The 16,042-nt window shown below is 45.8% G+C and carries 14 protein-coding genes and 1 other RNA gene; 1 reads left to right on the plus strand and 14 read right to left on the minus strand.

The window, feature by feature from the left end; translation table 11 throughout:
• Positions 1-39: 39 nt before the first annotated feature.
• The 9 genes from ACLROL_RS05615 to eno form a co-directional block, all read right to left on the minus strand.
• On the minus strand, positions 40-1,443 hold the full coding sequence (locus ACLROL_RS05615) for an N-acetylmuramoyl-L-alanine amidase (RefSeq protein WP_413067456.1): 1,404 nt from the start codon (positions 1,441-1,443) through the stop codon (positions 40-42).
• A gap of 3 nt (positions 1,444-1,446) precedes the next feature.
• Positions 1,447-1,740, minus strand: a complete 294-nt coding sequence (locus ACLROL_RS05620) for a phage holin family protein (protein WP_413067457.1) — start codon at positions 1,738-1,740, stop codon at positions 1,447-1,449.
• A 167-nt stretch (positions 1,741-1,907) separates the two neighbouring features.
• Positions 1,908-2,261: a transfer-messenger RNA gene (gene ssrA, locus ACLROL_RS05625) on the minus strand.
• Positions 2,262-2,330: 69 nt separating this feature from the next.
• Entirely contained in the window at positions 2,331-3,146 is an 816-nt protein-coding gene (locus ACLROL_RS05630) for an alpha/beta hydrolase (RefSeq protein WP_087211940.1), read from the minus strand.
• A 26-nt stretch (positions 3,147-3,172) separates the two neighbouring features.
• Positions 3,173-3,415, minus strand: a complete 243-nt coding sequence (locus tag ACLROL_RS05635; RefSeq protein WP_087203089.1) for a hypothetical protein — start codon at positions 3,413-3,415, stop codon at positions 3,173-3,175.
• 27 nt (positions 3,416-3,442) lie between these two features.
• Positions 3,443-3,910 carry an SsrA-binding protein SmpB gene (gene smpB, locus ACLROL_RS05640; protein ID WP_087203088.1) on the minus strand — a complete coding sequence of 156 codons (468 nt, stop codon included), beginning with the start codon at positions 3,908-3,910 and terminating at the stop codon, positions 3,443-3,445.
• Complete coding sequence (rnr, locus tag ACLROL_RS05645; RefSeq protein ID WP_087203087.1) at positions 3,873-6,056, minus strand: ribonuclease R; 2,184 nt, start codon at positions 6,054-6,056, stop codon at positions 3,873-3,875. The genes smpB and rnr overlap by 38 nt, the downstream gene beginning before the upstream one ends.
• A gap of 72 nt (positions 6,057-6,128) precedes the next feature.
• On the minus strand, positions 6,129-6,371 hold the full coding sequence (gene secG / locus ACLROL_RS05650; RefSeq protein WP_087203096.1) for a preprotein translocase subunit SecG: 243 nt from the start codon (positions 6,369-6,371) through the stop codon (positions 6,129-6,131).
• Between the two features lie 94 nt (positions 6,372-6,465).
• The gene (eno, locus tag ACLROL_RS05655) at positions 6,466-7,779 is read right to left on the minus strand and encodes a phosphopyruvate hydratase (RefSeq protein WP_087212863.1); all 1,314 of its coding nucleotides are present in this window, start codon (positions 7,777-7,779) and stop codon (positions 6,466-6,468) included.
• A gap of 209 nt (positions 7,780-7,988) precedes the next feature.
• Here eno and ACLROL_RS05660 point away from each other — a divergent pair, with 209 nt between their 5' ends.
• Positions 7,989-8,804 (plus strand): YitT family protein, encoded by an 816-nt coding sequence (locus ACLROL_RS05660; protein ID WP_405121562.1) that lies wholly within the window; start codon positions 7,989-7,991, stop codon positions 8,802-8,804.
• Positions 8,805-8,880: 76 nt separating this feature from the next.
• On the opposite strand, the gene ACLROL_RS05665 is transcribed toward ACLROL_RS05660, so the two are convergent.
• From ACLROL_RS05665 to ACLROL_RS05685, 5 genes are read right to left on the minus strand one after another with little or no spacing between them, the layout of a single operon-like run.
• Entirely contained in the window at positions 8,881-10,728 is a 1,848-nt protein-coding gene (locus ACLROL_RS05665) for an alpha-amylase family protein (protein ID WP_413067458.1), read from the minus strand.
• Complete coding sequence (locus ACLROL_RS05670; RefSeq protein WP_087203085.1) at positions 10,706-12,913, minus strand: alpha-galactosidase; 2,208 nt, start codon at positions 12,911-12,913, stop codon at positions 10,706-10,708. The genes ACLROL_RS05665 and ACLROL_RS05670 overlap by 23 nt, the downstream gene beginning before the upstream one ends.
• Before the next feature lie 31 nt (positions 12,914-12,944).
• Complete coding sequence (locus ACLROL_RS05675) at positions 12,945-13,787, minus strand: carbohydrate ABC transporter permease (protein ID WP_087203084.1); 843 nt, start codon at positions 13,785-13,787, stop codon at positions 12,945-12,947.
• The gene (locus tag ACLROL_RS05680) at positions 13,787-14,659 is read right to left on the minus strand and encodes a carbohydrate ABC transporter permease (RefSeq protein WP_087203083.1); all 873 of its coding nucleotides are present in this window, start codon (positions 14,657-14,659) and stop codon (positions 13,787-13,789) included. The genes ACLROL_RS05675 and ACLROL_RS05680 overlap by 1 nt, the downstream gene beginning before the upstream one ends.
• A gap of 17 nt (positions 14,660-14,676) precedes the next feature.
• On the minus strand, positions 14,677-15,963 hold the full coding sequence (locus ACLROL_RS05685) for an ABC transporter substrate-binding protein (RefSeq protein WP_087212843.1): 1,287 nt from the start codon (positions 15,961-15,963) through the stop codon (positions 14,677-14,679).
• Between the last annotated feature and the right edge of the window lie 79 nt (positions 15,964-16,042).

The raw sequence follows: 16,042 nt of genomic DNA on the forward strand, positions 1-16,042 counted from the left end.
ATAGTGATATTCTCCGGATCTTGCCCTTGATAGTATTTCTTATCCTTTTCTCATTTCGATTGCTTCAAGACGAAGACTCTGCCCAACCGTACCGAGTGTGACCACTCCGTCCGCTTTTGTCCATGCCGTCCACCCGGTTCCCTGAATATGCGCCCTCCACTCGAAATCGCCTTTTAATCTCAGACATTCCAGTCGTTTGTCTTCCCCAACAGTTCCGATGACCGTATTCTGATTTATTACCCCAAAATCTTTCCATCCGCTCCCTTGGATGTGAGCCTGCGCATATACTTTGCCGCAATGTTGGGATTTGATCCGGATCGCTTCCATTCGTTTCTGCTGCCCGATGGTACCGGCTGTCATGCCGTCTGCCATCCAGTCTGTGTCTCCGTATCCCTGCACATGTGCAACATAAGCGATATCAGCCACTTTGATCTCGACGGCCTCGATCTGTTTACTCTTTCCTTTAATGCCTGCCCACTGTCCATTTACGCACCACCTGGACCATCCAATATCTTTCTGATGTACACGGTAGAGATACACAGTATCGCCCGATTCGATCTTCATCGCTTCGAGACGGAGGCTCTGTTTTGTTGTACCTATGACTGTATCTTTTGTGATATTCTTATACACTTTATCTCCAATGTTCCGGATATGAACTGTGACATCCATATGATTTACCGGCTTGATCCGAAGGGCTTCGATCCTTCTGTTCTGGCCTATGCTTCCGATCATCCTTCCGTCGCACTGCCAGTTTGCCCATCCGATCTGCCGTAGATGCCCCTGGTAAGACACTTCTCCTGTACGGTCCTCTTTCTCTTGAAACATTCCGGCATTGTCTTTTACTTCGCCATCCGGATTGACTGGTTTTGGAGGGTTTTCCGGCTTCGAAAAACCGGAAGATATGGTTTTATTCAGGATCCCTTCTACGATCGCCTTGGCACATTTCTTCGCATTCCAATGATCAGCATCATCTTTATCATCCACAAAGCAGCACTCTACAAGAAGTGCCTGAGAACTTGTATTGTTCAGCACATACAGATTTTTGTTGTACTTCGTTCCCCTGTTCCGGATACCAAGCTCTTTTGCAATGTTTGAACAGATACGGTCGGAAATTGCCTTCGTCCTCGTATCATAATTCCAGACTTCTGTTCCGCCGGTGCTGTTATCTCCTTTGTAGTCGTTTCGGCCGCTGTTTAGGTGGATCGATACATCAAGCGCCACATTGTGCTGATTACATTTTGTGACAATTTTCCGAAGACATCCATCCTGTGTTGTATTCTCCTCACAGGTACAATCATAAACCGTGTGCCCTTCCACGCGGAGAAGACGGATGACTTCATCTTTGACAAGACGATTTTCCACCGATTCTTTCAGAATCCCTACGGCACCATAAGCCCCTTTCCCCTGAGGGCAATGTCCTGCATGTACGTTGTAGACTGCCATAGCTTATTCCTCCTTGTGAAGCTGTTTGACGACCTGATTCACATAGGTGCTTGCTCCTGCCACAAGGATTCCCTGAACGACCGCTGTAAATACCGCCATCGCAATTTCTCTTCCTGATCCAAGCGGACAGTTTGCCAGTACCCAGACTGCGCAAAATGCGATCCCAGCCGCCCCGAGGATCAGTGGAATGTATTTGTCTTTTACAGCCTTTGTCCGTTTGATCGCTGCCCCGATCATATACAGCACGACAGCCACCACGATCAATTCCGGCTTGATATAATTTGTAATCTGTTCCATAATATCTGTCCTTTCTTTTTTCGGTTTCCGAAAAGAGTATTCTTTCGGATCTGCCCTTTCTCTTCATTTTATGCAAAAAAAAAGGACCTGTTACGGTCCTTCCCTGCAGTTCTAGATGAAGATATACAACAAAAAATAGAAAAAGCGCCGTAAACACGGCGCTTTTCAGATGGACCTGGCGGGAATCGAACCCGCGTCCGAAAGCCTCTCCATCGAAGCATCTCCCATCACAGTCATTATTTTAAGTTTCCCTCGAAAACCCGCCTAATGACAGGCTGATTTCTTTGGTAGCTTCATAAAATCTTCCATACCCTCAAAGCTTTGGGAGTGAAGTGCCCCGCAAAAGTCGAAGCCGGTTGCTTAAGCTGCGGGAAGCCTAAGGCCGACTGCTGCCGAAATTAGGCAGCGTACGCTAATTTATTATTGTCTGCGTTTATTTTTAGATTACGGTTTACTGCGCGGTCCCGTCCCGCGGATGGCTTCTCCAACTTCAAAACCCCCGTCGAAACCAGTACAAGCCCTGGTTCTACAGACACATTATATTATATGCGCAGAAAAGTTTTTCTGTCAAGAGGAATCTTTTCCACATATCACAAGGTATCAATCCAGGCTTTTACGAGCGGCATCCACCTTGCACACTGTCTCTGCACGCCTCTTCCGTCCGCTCCAAGACTAAGCTGTGTAGCCGTCCCAAGACCATGTTCTCCTTCTGGGAAAAGATGGAATTCCACCGGTATATCCGCCTTTACCAGCGCCTGGACATACATGAGTGAATTTTCTACCGGCACAGTGGCGTCAGTAAAAGTATGCCATATAAACGTATTCGGTGTATTCTCTGAGACATTCCATTCAAGGGAGCAGGTTCCCTTGAATTCATCCCACAGATCTCCCAGGAGATTCCGAAATGTATCTTTGTGCCGGAACTTTCCTGTCGTGATGACCGGATAACTCAGGATTTGTCCGTTTGGACGAAGTTCTTCCACTGTAGTATCAAGAATCTCCGCCAATTTTTCATTGTTCCAGTATGTACCGTACATAGCTGCCAGATGTCCTCCGGCCGAAGATCCCTGAATAAGTATCTTCTCCGTGTCAATATACCATTTTTCTGCATTTTCTCTCAGCATTTTCACGCAGGCAGCCACTTCCAGAAATGCGTCTGGGAATACTTCCGAAGGAGCGGTCGTGTAGCGGAGGACTGCCGCATGGCACCCCATATCCATGAATTTGACCGCTACTCCTTCTGCCTCCCGGTCCGACGTCATCCGATACGCTCCACCTGGGCAGATCAATACGCAAGGCCTCTTCCTCCCGTCATACAATTCTTCTGAATTACTCCAGAAATACGTATATAATCTGGCATCTGTCTCTTTTCCATTTATTGTAACGGGAATCTCTTTGTGTATCATTTACATGGCCTCCTACTGTCTGTATATTATTCTTCGTCGTCCAACCCGAGGATTTCCGCCAGAACTTCGATGATGATCTCATTTGTGCAGGATTTTACATAACCCAGCATATGGAGAGAGATTTCATCCCATTTTTGCGCATCGCTTAAACGCTCATCTTTTCTTGTCATATCAATGAGCTGCACAAGCTGCGGCGTCATTTCCTCGTATGTCTCGATCGTGGTCTGAGAAACCAATGTCCTCAGATCTTTTTTTGTAACCGGTACCATTATTATACCTTCCTTTCCAAAATGATTCTAGCCAAAATTTCTGATTTTGAAATCTCTTTGCGCTTCACGTGTCTGATCTTTCTTTGCGATATCTGCCCTCTTGTCATAAAGTTTCTTTCCTTTGGCAAGCCCGATCTCCACTTTGACAAGACTTCCTTTCAGATACACCCGAAGGGGCACAAGAGTCATGCCTTTCTCCTTCATCTTTCCGAGAAGTTTGTGGATCTCCTGCTTGTGCAGAAGAAGTTTTCTGACCCGAAGCGGGTCTTTGTTGAAAATATTTCCTTTTTCGTACGGACTGATATGCATTCCATAGACAAATACCTCGCCGTTCTCAATGCGGATGAAGGATTCTTTGATGCTGCATTTTCCCATCCGCATGGATTTTACTTCCGTGCCGGCAAGCGAAATTCCCGCTTCGTATGTCTCCAATATAAAATAGTCGTGATACGCTTTCTTATTGTTCGCAATAAGCTTCACATTCGTCTTTGTCATAATCCGTCTCCCACTCCTTCGCTATCTCAAAATCAATCGTTCGCTGCAGTTCATCTGTCGCAATGACGCGGATAAAAATTTTATCTCCAAGGCGGTATGTCCTTCCGGTATGGTCTCCTCTCATCTCGTACTGTTCTTCCACATATTCATAATGATCATCCGTCATATTGGCCACATGAACGAGTCCTTCGATCGTATTAGGAAGCTCCACATACATGCCCCATTTTGTGATCCCGGAAATGGTTCCTTCGTACACCTCTCCGATATGGTTTTTCATAAACTGCACTTTTTTCAGTTTTACCGTCTCCCGTTCAGCCTCATCCGCCCTTCGCTCCATCTCGCTGGAATGTTTTGTTACTTCAGGCAGGATCGCATCGTAGTGTTCAATCTTCTTCTCATTCATCCTGCCGCGGAGTGTATCCTTGATGATCCTGTGGATCTGAAGATCCGGATAGCGGCGGATCGGGGATGTAAAGTGCGTATAGTATGATGTTGCAAGTCCAAAATGTCCCGTATTTTCCGGTGTATACTTTGCCTGTTTCATAGAGCGGAGCGCAAGTCTTGCGATCATCGGCTCTTCGGGCGTTCCCTCTGCCTTTTCCAGCAATTTCTGAATCTCTTTTGGGTGTACTTCTTTGGTTCCAATGTGCATGGTGTAGCCAAAATTATTGATAAAGACAGAGAGCTTTCGTATCTTTTCCTCATCCGGTGTGTCGTGCGTACGGTACACAAACGGAATTTCCCTCCAGAAGAAATCCTCCGCCACCGTCTCGTTTGCAGCCAACATAAAATCTTCTATAAGCTTCGTAGCAGTATTTCTCTCGTAGGCTTTCAGTTCCACCGGCCGTCCTTCATCGTCAAGGATAACTTTCGTCTCCGGAAAATCAAAATCCACCGCACCTCTTTTGTGCCTTCTATTCCTCAAAATCCGGGAAAGTTTTTCCATTTCCTGAAACATCGGGACGAACTCCTCATACTCACGGCATGTCTCCTCGTCTTCGTCTTCCAGAATCTTTTTTACCGCCGTGTATGTCATCCTCCGATCTACATGAATAACCGTCTCCGCAATCTCATGATCCACGATCACACCTTTGTCGTCAATCTTCATCAGACAGCTCAATGCCAGCCTGTCTTCTCCTGCATTCAAGGAGCAGATGCCGTTTGACAAAATATGCGGAAGCATCGGAATCACACGATCCGCCAGATACACACTTGTCCCCCGTTTCTTTGCTTCCCGGTCAAGAGCGCTGTTTTCCTGCACGTAGTTGGTCACATCTGCAATGTGTACGCCAAGGAAATAAAATCCTTCCTTTTTCTCCAGGGAGACGGCATCATCCAGATCTTTCGCATCCTCCCCGTCGATAGTAACCATCTTTACATGCCTCAGGTCTTTTCTGCCGGCACAATCCGCACCGCTTACCGGCTTTGCCACCCGCTCCGCCTGATTCAAAAGCTTTTCAGGAAACTCCATCGGGAGCTCATAAGACATGGCGATACTCAGAATATCTGTCCCCGGGTCATTGACGTGTCCTAGGATCTGAACAACTTCCCCTTCCGGATTCTTGCCTTCCCCGCCATAGGAAGTAATCTTTACGACTACTTTATGCCCTGTAACCGCTCCCTTCGATCTCTCTTCCGGAACAAAAATATCCTGCAAAAATTTCTGGTTATCCGGCACTACGAACCCAAAATTTTTATTTTTCTGAAAATATCCTACAAGCTGGGATGTCCCGCGGTTTATGATCTTTACCACTTTCCCTTCCTGGCGCTTCCCTTCCTGCCGGTTTTTCCCGCTTTTTGTAAGGATGATCTCTACTTCGTCGCCCTGGAGCGCCTGCCCCGCATCTTCCTCGGAAATGAAAATATCCTCGTCAAATCCTTCTACCGTCACAAACCCGAACCCTCTCGCGTGGGCCTGATAGATGCCGACAAGCTTTCCAGCCTGTCCCTTTACATATTTCCCTGTCTGTGTTCTGTGGATCTTCCCTTCGGATTCCAATTCATCCAGAATCTCTTTGAGTATCTGGCGCTCTTCCTTTTGCACCTGGAACATCACTGCCAGTTCTTTCAGTTTCATGGGAACGTAGAAATCATCACAGATAAACTGATAGATCAGTTTTTTTCTTTTCTCATACATTCTATCTATTTTCCTTTCACAACGAAAATAAAAAAGAACACTCTATCTTGTTTCCGAAATAGAGTGTTCTGCATCCAGTTCCTAAGCAAATACTTTTAAGTTTAATACTGCAGCAAAAATAATAAACAATGCAGCAAGTACCTTTGTCACTTTTACAAGCGTCCCTTCCATGGAACGTCCTTTATTCTGTCCCCAGTACGTATCTGCCATACCTGCGATGGATCCAAGTCCGGCAGATTTTCCTTCCTGCATCAGAACAATTGCTGACAACGCAATACAGTCTATTACAAATAAGATTGTGATCACAATTTTTAAAATTTCCACTCTTTCACACCTCCTGCGGATAAACCATATATAGTCTATCACAAAGCCAGTAGTTCCGCAAGCAGTTTCTTCCATGTTTTCATATTTCTGCCGCTTATTTCCCATCCATAAACGGATTTTTGTATTCGGCCTCCATCCCGATCTCTTCTTCGATCTTCATAAGCCGGTTGTACTTCTCCACCCGTTCTGAACGGCACGGAGCACCGGTCTTGATCTGTCCTGTCCCAAATGCCACCGCTATATCCGCAATCGTCGTGTCAGCTGTTTCTCCAGAACGGTGGGATATGATGGAACGATATCCGTTTTCTTCTGCAAGACAGATTGTATCAAACGCCTCGCTCAGCGTCCCTATCTGGTTAACCTTTACAAGGACCGCGTTGGCTGCATTGCAGTCGATTCCTTTCGCAAGTCTTTTGGAATTTGTCACAAACAGGTCATCCCCTACAAGCTGTGTCTGAAGGCCGAGTCTGGCTGTCATCAATTCCCATCCGGAAAAATCCGACTCTTCCAGTCCATCTTCGATGGAAACGATCGGATATTTCTCTATGAGTTCTGCGTAATAGTCGATGAGTTCTTCCGTGGACCGTGTCACTTTCTTTTCACGTCCCCTGCTCTCTCCTACAAAGACATATTTCCCGTAATCCCGGTCATAAATTTCAGAAGCAGCTGCATCTAATGCAAGCGCTATCTCCTTCCCTGGGATATACCCTGCCGTCTCAATGGCTTCCAGAAGGATCTTGCATACGCTGTCCGTATCCGGGAGATCCGGCGCAAACCCGCCTTCATCTCCTACCCCGGTGTGGTATCCTCTCCCTTTTAAAAGTGCTTTGAGCATGTGGTACACTTCCGTACACATCCGGAGTCCTTCCTTAAAGCAGCACGCCCCTACCGGCATAAGCATAAACTCCTGAAAATCGATGATATTGTCTGCATGGCGCCCTCCATTTAAGACGTTCATCATCGGTACCGGCATTCTTTTTGTGTGGACTCCTCCCAGGTACCGGTAAAGTGGGATATCCAGACTTTTAGCTGCCGCCTTTGCCGCCGCCATGGATACTCCCAGGATGGCATTTGCACCGAGATTGCTCTTGTCTTCCGTCCCGTCAATTCGGACTAACAGACGGTCGATCTCAAGCTGATCATACACATTCATCCCGATCACTTCTCGTGCTATCTGATCGTTGACGTGATTGACTGCCAGCTCCACACCACGTCCGCAGTAACGGTCCTGTTTTTCTTTATCTCTCAGTTCCTTTGCTTCATACCTCCCGGTGGAGGCGCCCGACGGAACAGAAGCGCATCCTACTGTTCCATCCTCCGTGAGTACCTCCGTTTCAATGGTCGGATTTCCTCTGGAATCCAAAATTTCTCTTGCATATATATCTTTGATCGGTAAATATCGATACATCATTTTTTTCCTCCTTTTTTCACATAGTATTTCCACATCCGTTGACTTTTTTACCTGTCGGCGTTACAATTTTGAGGGTAAAAAATGTCATTGAAAAATAAAAGAGATGAGGAAGAAAAATGAACACGTACGAAAAGACACATATGAAACATTCGATTCCCAAGCCTACTTCTCAGCTGAAGCCGAAATCACGGGTAAAAGAATTTTTGATGATGACTGCTGCAACCATCGTCATGGCCGTGGGAATCTATTTTTTTAAATTTGCAAATAACTTCGCTTTCGGAGGACTGACTGGTCTTGCAGTGCTCGTTGCAAAAACAGGAATCATGACAGCCAGTGATTTCAACTTTGTATGCAATATCGTCCTTCTGGTACTTGGATTTATCGTCCTCGGAAAAGGGTTCGGCGCCAAGACCTGCTACTGCAGCGTTCTGCTTTCCGTCTCCCTTTCCGCATTGGAACGGATTTATCCTATGACACATCCTCTTACGGATCAACCAGTCCTGGAGCTCATGTTTGCAGTAGCAGTCCCTGCTTTCGGATCAGCTATTCTGTTTAACATGGGCGCTTCCAGCGGCGGTACAGATGTCATTGCCATGATCATGAAAAAATACACTGGATTTGATATCGGGAGGGCGCTCCTTTTGTCCGACATCGCCATCGCAGTGGGAGGATGCTTTATTTTTGGAATGCAGACAGGACTTTTCTCTTTGCTTGGGCTCGTTCTCCGCTCTTTCATGACAGACAACTTTATCGAAAGTTTCAACCTTTCCAAATGTTTCAATGTCGTGTGCAGCAATCCTGAGCTTATCTGTAACTTCATTATCCACGAACTGCACAGAGGAGTTACCGTATACTCTGCCCAGGGCGTTTTTTCCGGAAGGAAAAAATATATTGTCCTGACAGCTTTAAACCGTCCGCAGGCCGTACGTCTCCGAAATTTTATCAAAGAGACAGAACCGGATGCCTTCATTCTGATTTCCAACACAAGCGAGATCATCGGACGTGGTTTCCACACCGTATAAATAAAATAAGGACAATGACAAGAGAGTTGGCAAAGTGTCATTGTCCTTATTTTTTATTCAAATATGAGATAACGTCTTACATCATCTTATATGCCCACACAAATCCGTATTGCGGCAGCCGAAGTTTTCTTTCCGGGATCTTATTGCCGTTCAGTAGATCTCGGTAATCTCCTTCTCCCGGAATCCACACTTCTTTCTCAAAGTCAGAGAAGTTAAATATTCCTGTCAGAATCTTCTCCCCTTTTTGTCTTACGATACAGAGCAGGGACGGATCCTGCATATCCCATGTACCGACCAGTGCATCCGGGTCAAATACCGATTCCTGGCGGCGTATCTGTTCCATGAAGGTTAATGTCCGGAATATCCTTGCTTCCACACTCCTGACGCCTTTTCTCTTAGCCGCCAGATCCCACCTGAATTTTCCGCGGTGGATATATCGGGAATCCTCCCTTTTATCCTCATCCTCTTTGTATGTATAGTCATTTACCTGGCCGATCTCATCGCCGCTGTAGATCATAGGAATGCCGCTTTGCATGAGCATGTACGCGTGAAGCATCAAATCTTTCCTGATGGCTTTTTCCATCTTTTTGGCATCCTGCTCAAATCCTGCACTTTCCACTCCGCACATGGACGCGGTGGTACCACAGAATCTCGCATCCATCGTGACAGGATCGTCGTTGTAGAGCTCTCCTCTGCTTTCGCTTCCTGGATATTTTCCCGTAAAATAATCGTTTAGATATTTCTTATGAGGGATTTCCTGAAAGCCCCACTTTCCCAGTGTTCCATAGTCCAGTCCCCAGCCGATGTCGTCATGGCATCTCAGATAATTGAGAAACGTATACTGTTTTGGCAATCCGTTCACAATATCCAGCTGTTTTTTCAAAAGCCTCGTATCCGATGTCGCCACACTGTGCCATGTGGTAGCCATTGTCGTCACATTGTAGAGCATATGACATTCCGGTTTCTCAACCGTACCAAAATACGGAAGCACTTTTTCCGGCTCCATGACAACTTCTCCCAAAAGGATGGTGGCGGGACAGACAATCTCGCCGATCATCCGCATCATTCTCACGATCGTATGTACCTGCGGAAGATTTCTGCAGGAAGTGCCAAGTTCTTTCCAGATATATGGAACCGCATCAATCCGTATAATATCCATTCCTTTGTTCGCAAAAAACAGGAAATTGTACATCATCTCATTGAACACCCTTGGATTTCGGTAGTTCAGGTCCCATTGATACGGATAAAACGTAGTCATGACATGGTGCCTGATCTCCGGCAGGTAAGTAAAATTTCCCGGCGCCGTCGTAGGAAATACCTGAGGCACCGTTTTTTCGTATTCCTGCGGATACCATGGGTTATCATAGAAAAAGTAACGGCTCATATACTCCCCTTCGCCTTTTTTTGCCCTTTTTGCCCACTCATGATCCTCCGATGTATGGTTCATGACAAAATCCATACAAAGGTCGATCTCTTTTTCGTGACATTTGTCCGCCAGGTTCTCCAAGTCATCCATCGTTCCAAGATCCGGACGCACTTTCCTGAAATCCGCCACTGCATAGCCTCCGTCTGATCTTCCCGGTACGGTATCCAGAAACGGCATCAGGTGAATAAAACTTACATTGCACTCTTTCAGATAAGAAATTTTTCTCTGTACCCCTTTCAGGTTCCCGGCAAAATTGTCAATATAAAGCATCATGCCAAGCATATCCTTTTTTCGGTACCATTCTTTATCTTTTTCTCTTGCTCTGTCCCGTTCCTTCAGCGATTCTTTCCGTTTTTTGTAAAACGCTTTCATCTGATCCAGAAGCTCCTGAAACATAGGTTCGTTTTGGTACAACTCCATGTACAGCCATTTCAGCTCATCTCTACGGGCCTCCAGACGTCTTTCAAATTCGTTTTTATTTTGCATCTGAATTTTCATTCTCTTCCTTAACCAGCCTCAAATAAATTTGCCATGCAGGGTATGTGCCAGCCACGATAGGAAGCGGTATTCCGGCTTCCATAAGCCCGACGCCATCGTATCTTCTTCCATTCTCGTCTTCGTAGATACCGTCCGGATCAAGTCCCTGCAGCTTAACATAGTTTACAGTCATATTTCCATGCATTGCCAGCATGACCACATTCACAAGCACCTCTTCCCGCTCTTCCGATACGAACGCCCATGCGCCTATCTCGTCCGTCTGAGGAGAGGAAAGTCTGTAATAGCGTCCATTGTGGATCAGCCCCTCGTGCTTTTTGAAAGTTTTGATCTGCTGTTTTATTTCTTCTTTCTCCTCTTTTGGAAGGATACCAAGATTCAGCTCATATCCGAATGTCCCAGCCATTGCGACGACTCCTCTCGTGTGGAGTGATGTAACTCTTCCTGTCTGATGGTTCGGCACCGCTGATACATGGGATCCGATACAGGAAATCGGATAGATAAAGGATGTTCCATACTGGATGTCCAGCCGATCTACCGCATCCGTATTGTCGCTGCACCAGATCTGCGGGGTATAGTAAAGCATGCCTGCGTCAAAACGTCCGCCGCCGCCGCTGCATCCTTCAATCAGAATATCCGGATACTTCTCTGTAAGTTTCTCCAGAAAATCATATACGCCAAGAACGTAATCGTAAAGTACTTTCCCCTGATCCTTTGTCACTGAGGAATAAATGTCCGCAAGGCTTCTGTTCATATCCCATTTGATGTACTCCACATTTCCCTGATCCAGCACATGGGAAATCTGTCTGAACACCTCTTCCCGGACTTCCTTTCTGGAAAAATCAAGGACGAGCTGATTGCGGGCACGCACCGGTTTTCTTCCCGGTATCGCCATTACCCAATCCGGATGTTGTCTGTAAAGGTCGCTGTCTTCCGATACCATCTCAGGTTCGATCCACAGACCGAATTTTAATCCCAGGTCATTGATCTTTCCGATCAGTTCTCCCATCGTGCAGCCAAGCTTCTCTTCGTTTACATGCCAGTCGCCAAGCCCGGAGTTGTCATCATCTCTCTTTCCGAACCAGCCGTCATCCAGGACAAACATATCGATCCCCAGTTCCGCCGCGTGCTCGGCAAGCGCAACAAGTGTCTCCCCTGTAAAATCAAAATAGTCTGCTTCCCAGCTGTTGACAAGCACCGGACGCTGTTTCGTCCTGTATTTCCCGCGGCAGAGATTCCTTCGGAAACACCGATGGAAATTCCATGACAGCCCTCCGAACCCTTCCGAGGAATATGTCATGACTGTCTCCGGTACAATGAACTTCTCTCCTTTACCCAGAGGATAGCAAAACTGGTCTGAAGATAATCCCATCATGACCCGCGTCTGGTTGAACTGGTCTTTCTCCGCTTCTGCCTCGAATCCTCCGCTGTACACAAACGCCATTCCGTAGCAGCCTCCGTTTTTCTCGTCCGTTCCAGAATCCGCCAAAATGAGGGATGGATTATACTGGTGGCTGGAAGAGCCTCTTTTGCTTCCGATCATCTGTTTTCCGTGCTTTACAGGTACCCTCTGGAAATTTCTCTCCATTGCATGTCTTCCATAAAATGTGATCAGATCATAATCTCCGGCCACAAAGTCCAGACAGGCCGAAGCAGCACGAATCAATTCTATTTTTTCTTCGTTTTGATTGATGATCTGTACACTTCTTGTGATGATATCTTTTTCCGGAAGCACCCCATACAAAAGTACAGCCTGTACTTTTGTAACCGGGTCTTCCAAGTAGATTTTCAATGTTTCCGCTTCCTCGTCTTTGGCGTATACTGCCGGAAGACCTTCCAGAGAATACTTTCCTTTACAGATTTCATATCTCTGGAATCTCAGGTCGCAGCTGTATGAGCCATCTGCATTGCGCACAGCAACAGCAGTACTTCTGTAATCGCCTGTACCTGGACATGGAAATTCCTGTGGAAGCGCATCCATCGAATACGTCCTGTCCGCCCCGGTATCGGACGGATTACCGGAAAATCCTCTGTCATAATAAGTAAGAAGATAATCCATGTCGCCGTTTATCCGTTTCCCATAGTATAAATGCAGCAGAAACCCATATTTATCCACGAGAAACTGATACGTTGTATTCTCTGTATGCAAATTAAAAATCTGTTTTTCCTTCTGATATGTAATTCCCATTTATGTCCTCCTAAGCGGTCCTTTTTATTTTTTATTTCACTGCGCCGTTTACTACGCCGTTCAGAATCTGTTTCTGACAGATAATATAGAAAATTACGATCGGAATCAATGCAAGCAGATAAGACGCAAATGCAAGGTTATAGTTCGTTCCGAACTGCGTCTGGAAATTCAGCTGTGCCAAAGGCAGTGTGTTCTGTCCTGTACCTGCCATGATGACAAGCGGTGTCATGACATCGTTCCATACAGCCAGAGCTGTGAGAACAGCCACTGTCGCATGCATCGGTTTCATGATCGGGAAGATGACTTTCCAGTAGGTCTTCCATGTGCTTGCTCCGTCGACCCTGGCTGCTTCTTCCAGGGCAATCGGGATGTTCGTGAGATATCCGGAGTAGAGCAGGACATTCATCGGCATATAAAATACCACATACAGAATGATAACTCCGACCCAGTTTCCAAGTCCCATCTCTGCCGTCTGTTTTGCCAAAGGCATCATCAGGATGGCAAACGGTACGAACATACCACTTACTACAAACATGTATACAAATTTATAGAATTTACTGTGTGCTTTATTTCTTCCGACAGCGTATCCCATCAGTGAGTGGACCACAATAGATAATACTACTGTAATCACAGAAATAAGTAAACTGTTTTTCAGTGAATTCCAAAAATCTGTTACTTCCATTGCTTCTTTGAAGTTGGAAAGGCTGAAACTCTTCGGCAGAGATAAGATCCCCGCGATACTGTTCGTCATTTCTGACGGCTGTTTTAATGCGATCACAATCGTCATATACAGAGGAAAGGCGACGGTAATCAGCCCAAGGATCAAAAGGATCATTACCGGCCAGTTTGTTTTTTCTTTTACTTTCGCTTTCATTATAACTGTTCCTCCTTCCTACCGGAAATCTGCATCTGTGCAACAGAAATTGCCACGATCACAATAAAGAAGATGACTGCATTGGCACTCTGGAATCCAAACTGTCCGCCTGACATACCATTGTTGTAAATCAGGTAAGAGATGGATTCTGTGCTCTGTGCCGGACCACCTTTTGTCAGCGCCATGATCTGGTCGAATACCATAAGGAAATTCTTTACACAAAGGACCATGTTGATCGTGAAAAATGGAATGATCAGAGGGAAGGTCAAATGTTTGAATTTCTTCCATCCGGTTGCACCGTCCAGGGATCCAGCCTCGTACACATCTTCCGGTACAGTCTGAAGACCGGATATATAGATAATCGTGTTCATTGCGATCGCCTGCCATGCACATACGATTACGATCGCGATCCAGGCTGTCTTCGTATCGGAAAGCATACTTCCGCTCAAAGAGTCGATCCCTGCCATTTTTGCCATTCCAGGCAGGATATATGTAAAGAAATAATTGAAAATATAACCTACAACCAATGCTCCAAGTACATTCGGAATGAAATAAGCCCCCCGGAAAAAGCTCTTTCCTTTGATCTTTCCGTTCAAACCAAGTGCCAGGATAAGGCTTATAACATTTGTCACAATTGTCGCCACGATGGCAAGCTTAAAGGTAAACAAATAGGATTTGCCGACACGCGGATCCTGAAAAAGATCTACATAGTTTCGGAAACCTACCCAGTCATAATCTCCGAACCCTTTAAAATTCGTAAAACTGTAAATAAAGCCTCTGATCAGCGGTACGGTATTGAAGCAAATAAACAATGCCAGAATCGGTATCGTAATCAACAGATAGGTACGTTTTCTCTCATTCATATTCCTCATCTTTTTCCTCTCCTTTCCTATTCGGCATTCCCTTGTTCTTCTTCATATTCCTGAACTTTACGTATTGTATCCCGGTTGTATCTCTGCCAGTCTTTGTCAAATTTCTTCAGAAAAGCGTCCACATCCTGATTGATCAGGAATGTCTGGATCTGTGCATCCACCGCCATTTCGGACGGATAGTAATGATCCTGATAGTCGGTCATATTTCCTGACTGGATGAATTCCTGCATGCCGTCCAGCATCGGCGCCAGATCAAAGTCTCCTTCTTTGCACGGGATCGCATTCTGGTCGTCAATGTATTTCTGGATATTCTCATCCTCATAGAGGAATTCAAGTACTTCATATGCCGCCTCTTTGTTCTTGCAGTCCGCAGTCACGGCAAATCCAAGGTCAATACCCGAGTTCAGCGTGTTCTTTGAAGCATCACTGTTGGCCGGCATTACAAAAGAATCGATATTCATATCCGGATTTACAGACAGGATCTGAGGTACAGCATAACTTCCGATCGGATACATCGCAGATTCCCCTCTTGCAAATGCAGTACATGCGTCGTTATAATTGTATGCAAACGGATCTTCCGGTCCATACTCCAAAAGCTCCAGATATTTTTCGGACACTTCCCCATATTCTTCTGAAAATGTCGTCTCGCCTCTGTTTACCTGTTTGCACACATCCGCCGGAGCAAGATCCACAGCCATAGAGTTCCAAGGTGCGAGGCAAGTCCATGTATCCTTAAATCCAAAGTAGAATGGCTGAAGTCCTGCTGCCTCAATGTCATCACAGAGCGCTATGAGCTCTTCCCATGTCGTTGGGATCTCCCACCCATGCTCCTCAAAAATGTTCTTGTTATACAGTACACCAGCCGCGTTTGCCACATATGGCAAGATGTACGTTCCATCTGTCGGCACGATCTTCAACGCTTCCCCAATATCCAGATATGCTTGTTTTACATCTGCGATTCCTTCAAAATCGGAGATATCCGCCAGAATTCCTGCATCAACATAATAGGAATAGTTGATATCTCCCCCGATTCCAATAATGTCTGGATAATCTTCCCGGATAAACCTCGTCCTCATGATAGTAGATGCATCGTTTGGCGAATCAATCGTCAGATGAATATCATCATGTGTCTTGTTGAATTCTTCTTCCACAGAGTCGAAATACTTCGCAGCTTCCGGCTTGTACTGCAGAATCTCGATCTCTGTTTTTCCGTCGTTTCCGCCGTCTCCACATCCGCTTAAGAACATGCCGGCCGTCAGGCATCCTGCCAAAGCAGCACTGATTACTTTTTTCCCCTTTCTCATGATTTTTCTCCTTTCTCTTCTTGCTTTTGCTGTAAATATTATAACATGGCAACAAAGCTGCTAAAATGGTATGTTTTTG

Source organism: Sellimonas sp. (assembly GCF_047234585.1).
GTDB lineage: Bacteria > Bacillota > Clostridia > Lachnospirales > Lachnospiraceae > Sellimonas > Sellimonas caecigallum.

Coding starts and splice junctions, on each gene's coding strand:
- ACLROL_RS05680 (WP_087203083.1), bottom strand. CDS start 14,659: ATGAGGAATATGAATGAGAGAAAACGTACCTATCTGTTGATTACGATA.
- ACLROL_RS05630 (WP_087211940.1), bottom strand. CDS start 3,146: ATGATACACAAAGAGATTCCCGTTACAATAAATGGAAAAGAGACAGAT.
- ACLROL_RS05675 (WP_087203084.1), bottom strand. CDS start 13,787: ATGAAAGCGAAAGTAAAAGAAAAAACAAACTGGCCGGTAATGATCCTT.
- ACLROL_RS05635 (WP_087203089.1), bottom strand. CDS start 3,415: ATGGTACCGGTTACAAAAAAAGATCTGAGGACATTGGTTTCTCAGACC.
- eno (WP_087212863.1), bottom strand. CDS start 7,779: ATGTATCGATATTTACCGATCAAAGATATATATGCAAGAGAAATTTTG.
- ACLROL_RS05670 (WP_087203085.1), bottom strand. CDS start 12,913: ATGGGAATTACATATCAGAAGGAAAAACAGATTTTTAATTTGCATACA.
- smpB (WP_087203088.1), bottom strand. CDS start 3,910: ATGACAAAGACGAATGTGAAGCTTATTGCGAACAATAAGAAAGCGTAT.
- ACLROL_RS05665 (WP_413067458.1), bottom strand. CDS start 10,728: ATGAAAATTCAGATGCAAAATAAAAACGAATTTGAAAGACGTCTGGAG.
- ACLROL_RS05685 (WP_087212843.1), bottom strand. CDS start 15,963: ATGAGAAAGGGGAAAAAAGTAATCAGTGCTGCTTTGGCAGGATGCCTG.
- ACLROL_RS05620 (WP_413067457.1), bottom strand. CDS start 1,740: ATGGAACAGATTACAAATTATATCAAGCCGGAATTGATCGTGGTGGCT.
- ACLROL_RS05660 (WP_405121562.1), top strand. CDS start 7,989: ATGATGACTGCTGCAACCATCGTCATGGCCGTGGGAATCTATTTTTTT.
- ACLROL_RS05615 (WP_413067456.1), bottom strand. CDS start 1,443: ATGGCAGTCTACAACGTACATGCAGGACATTGCCCTCAGGGGAAAGGG.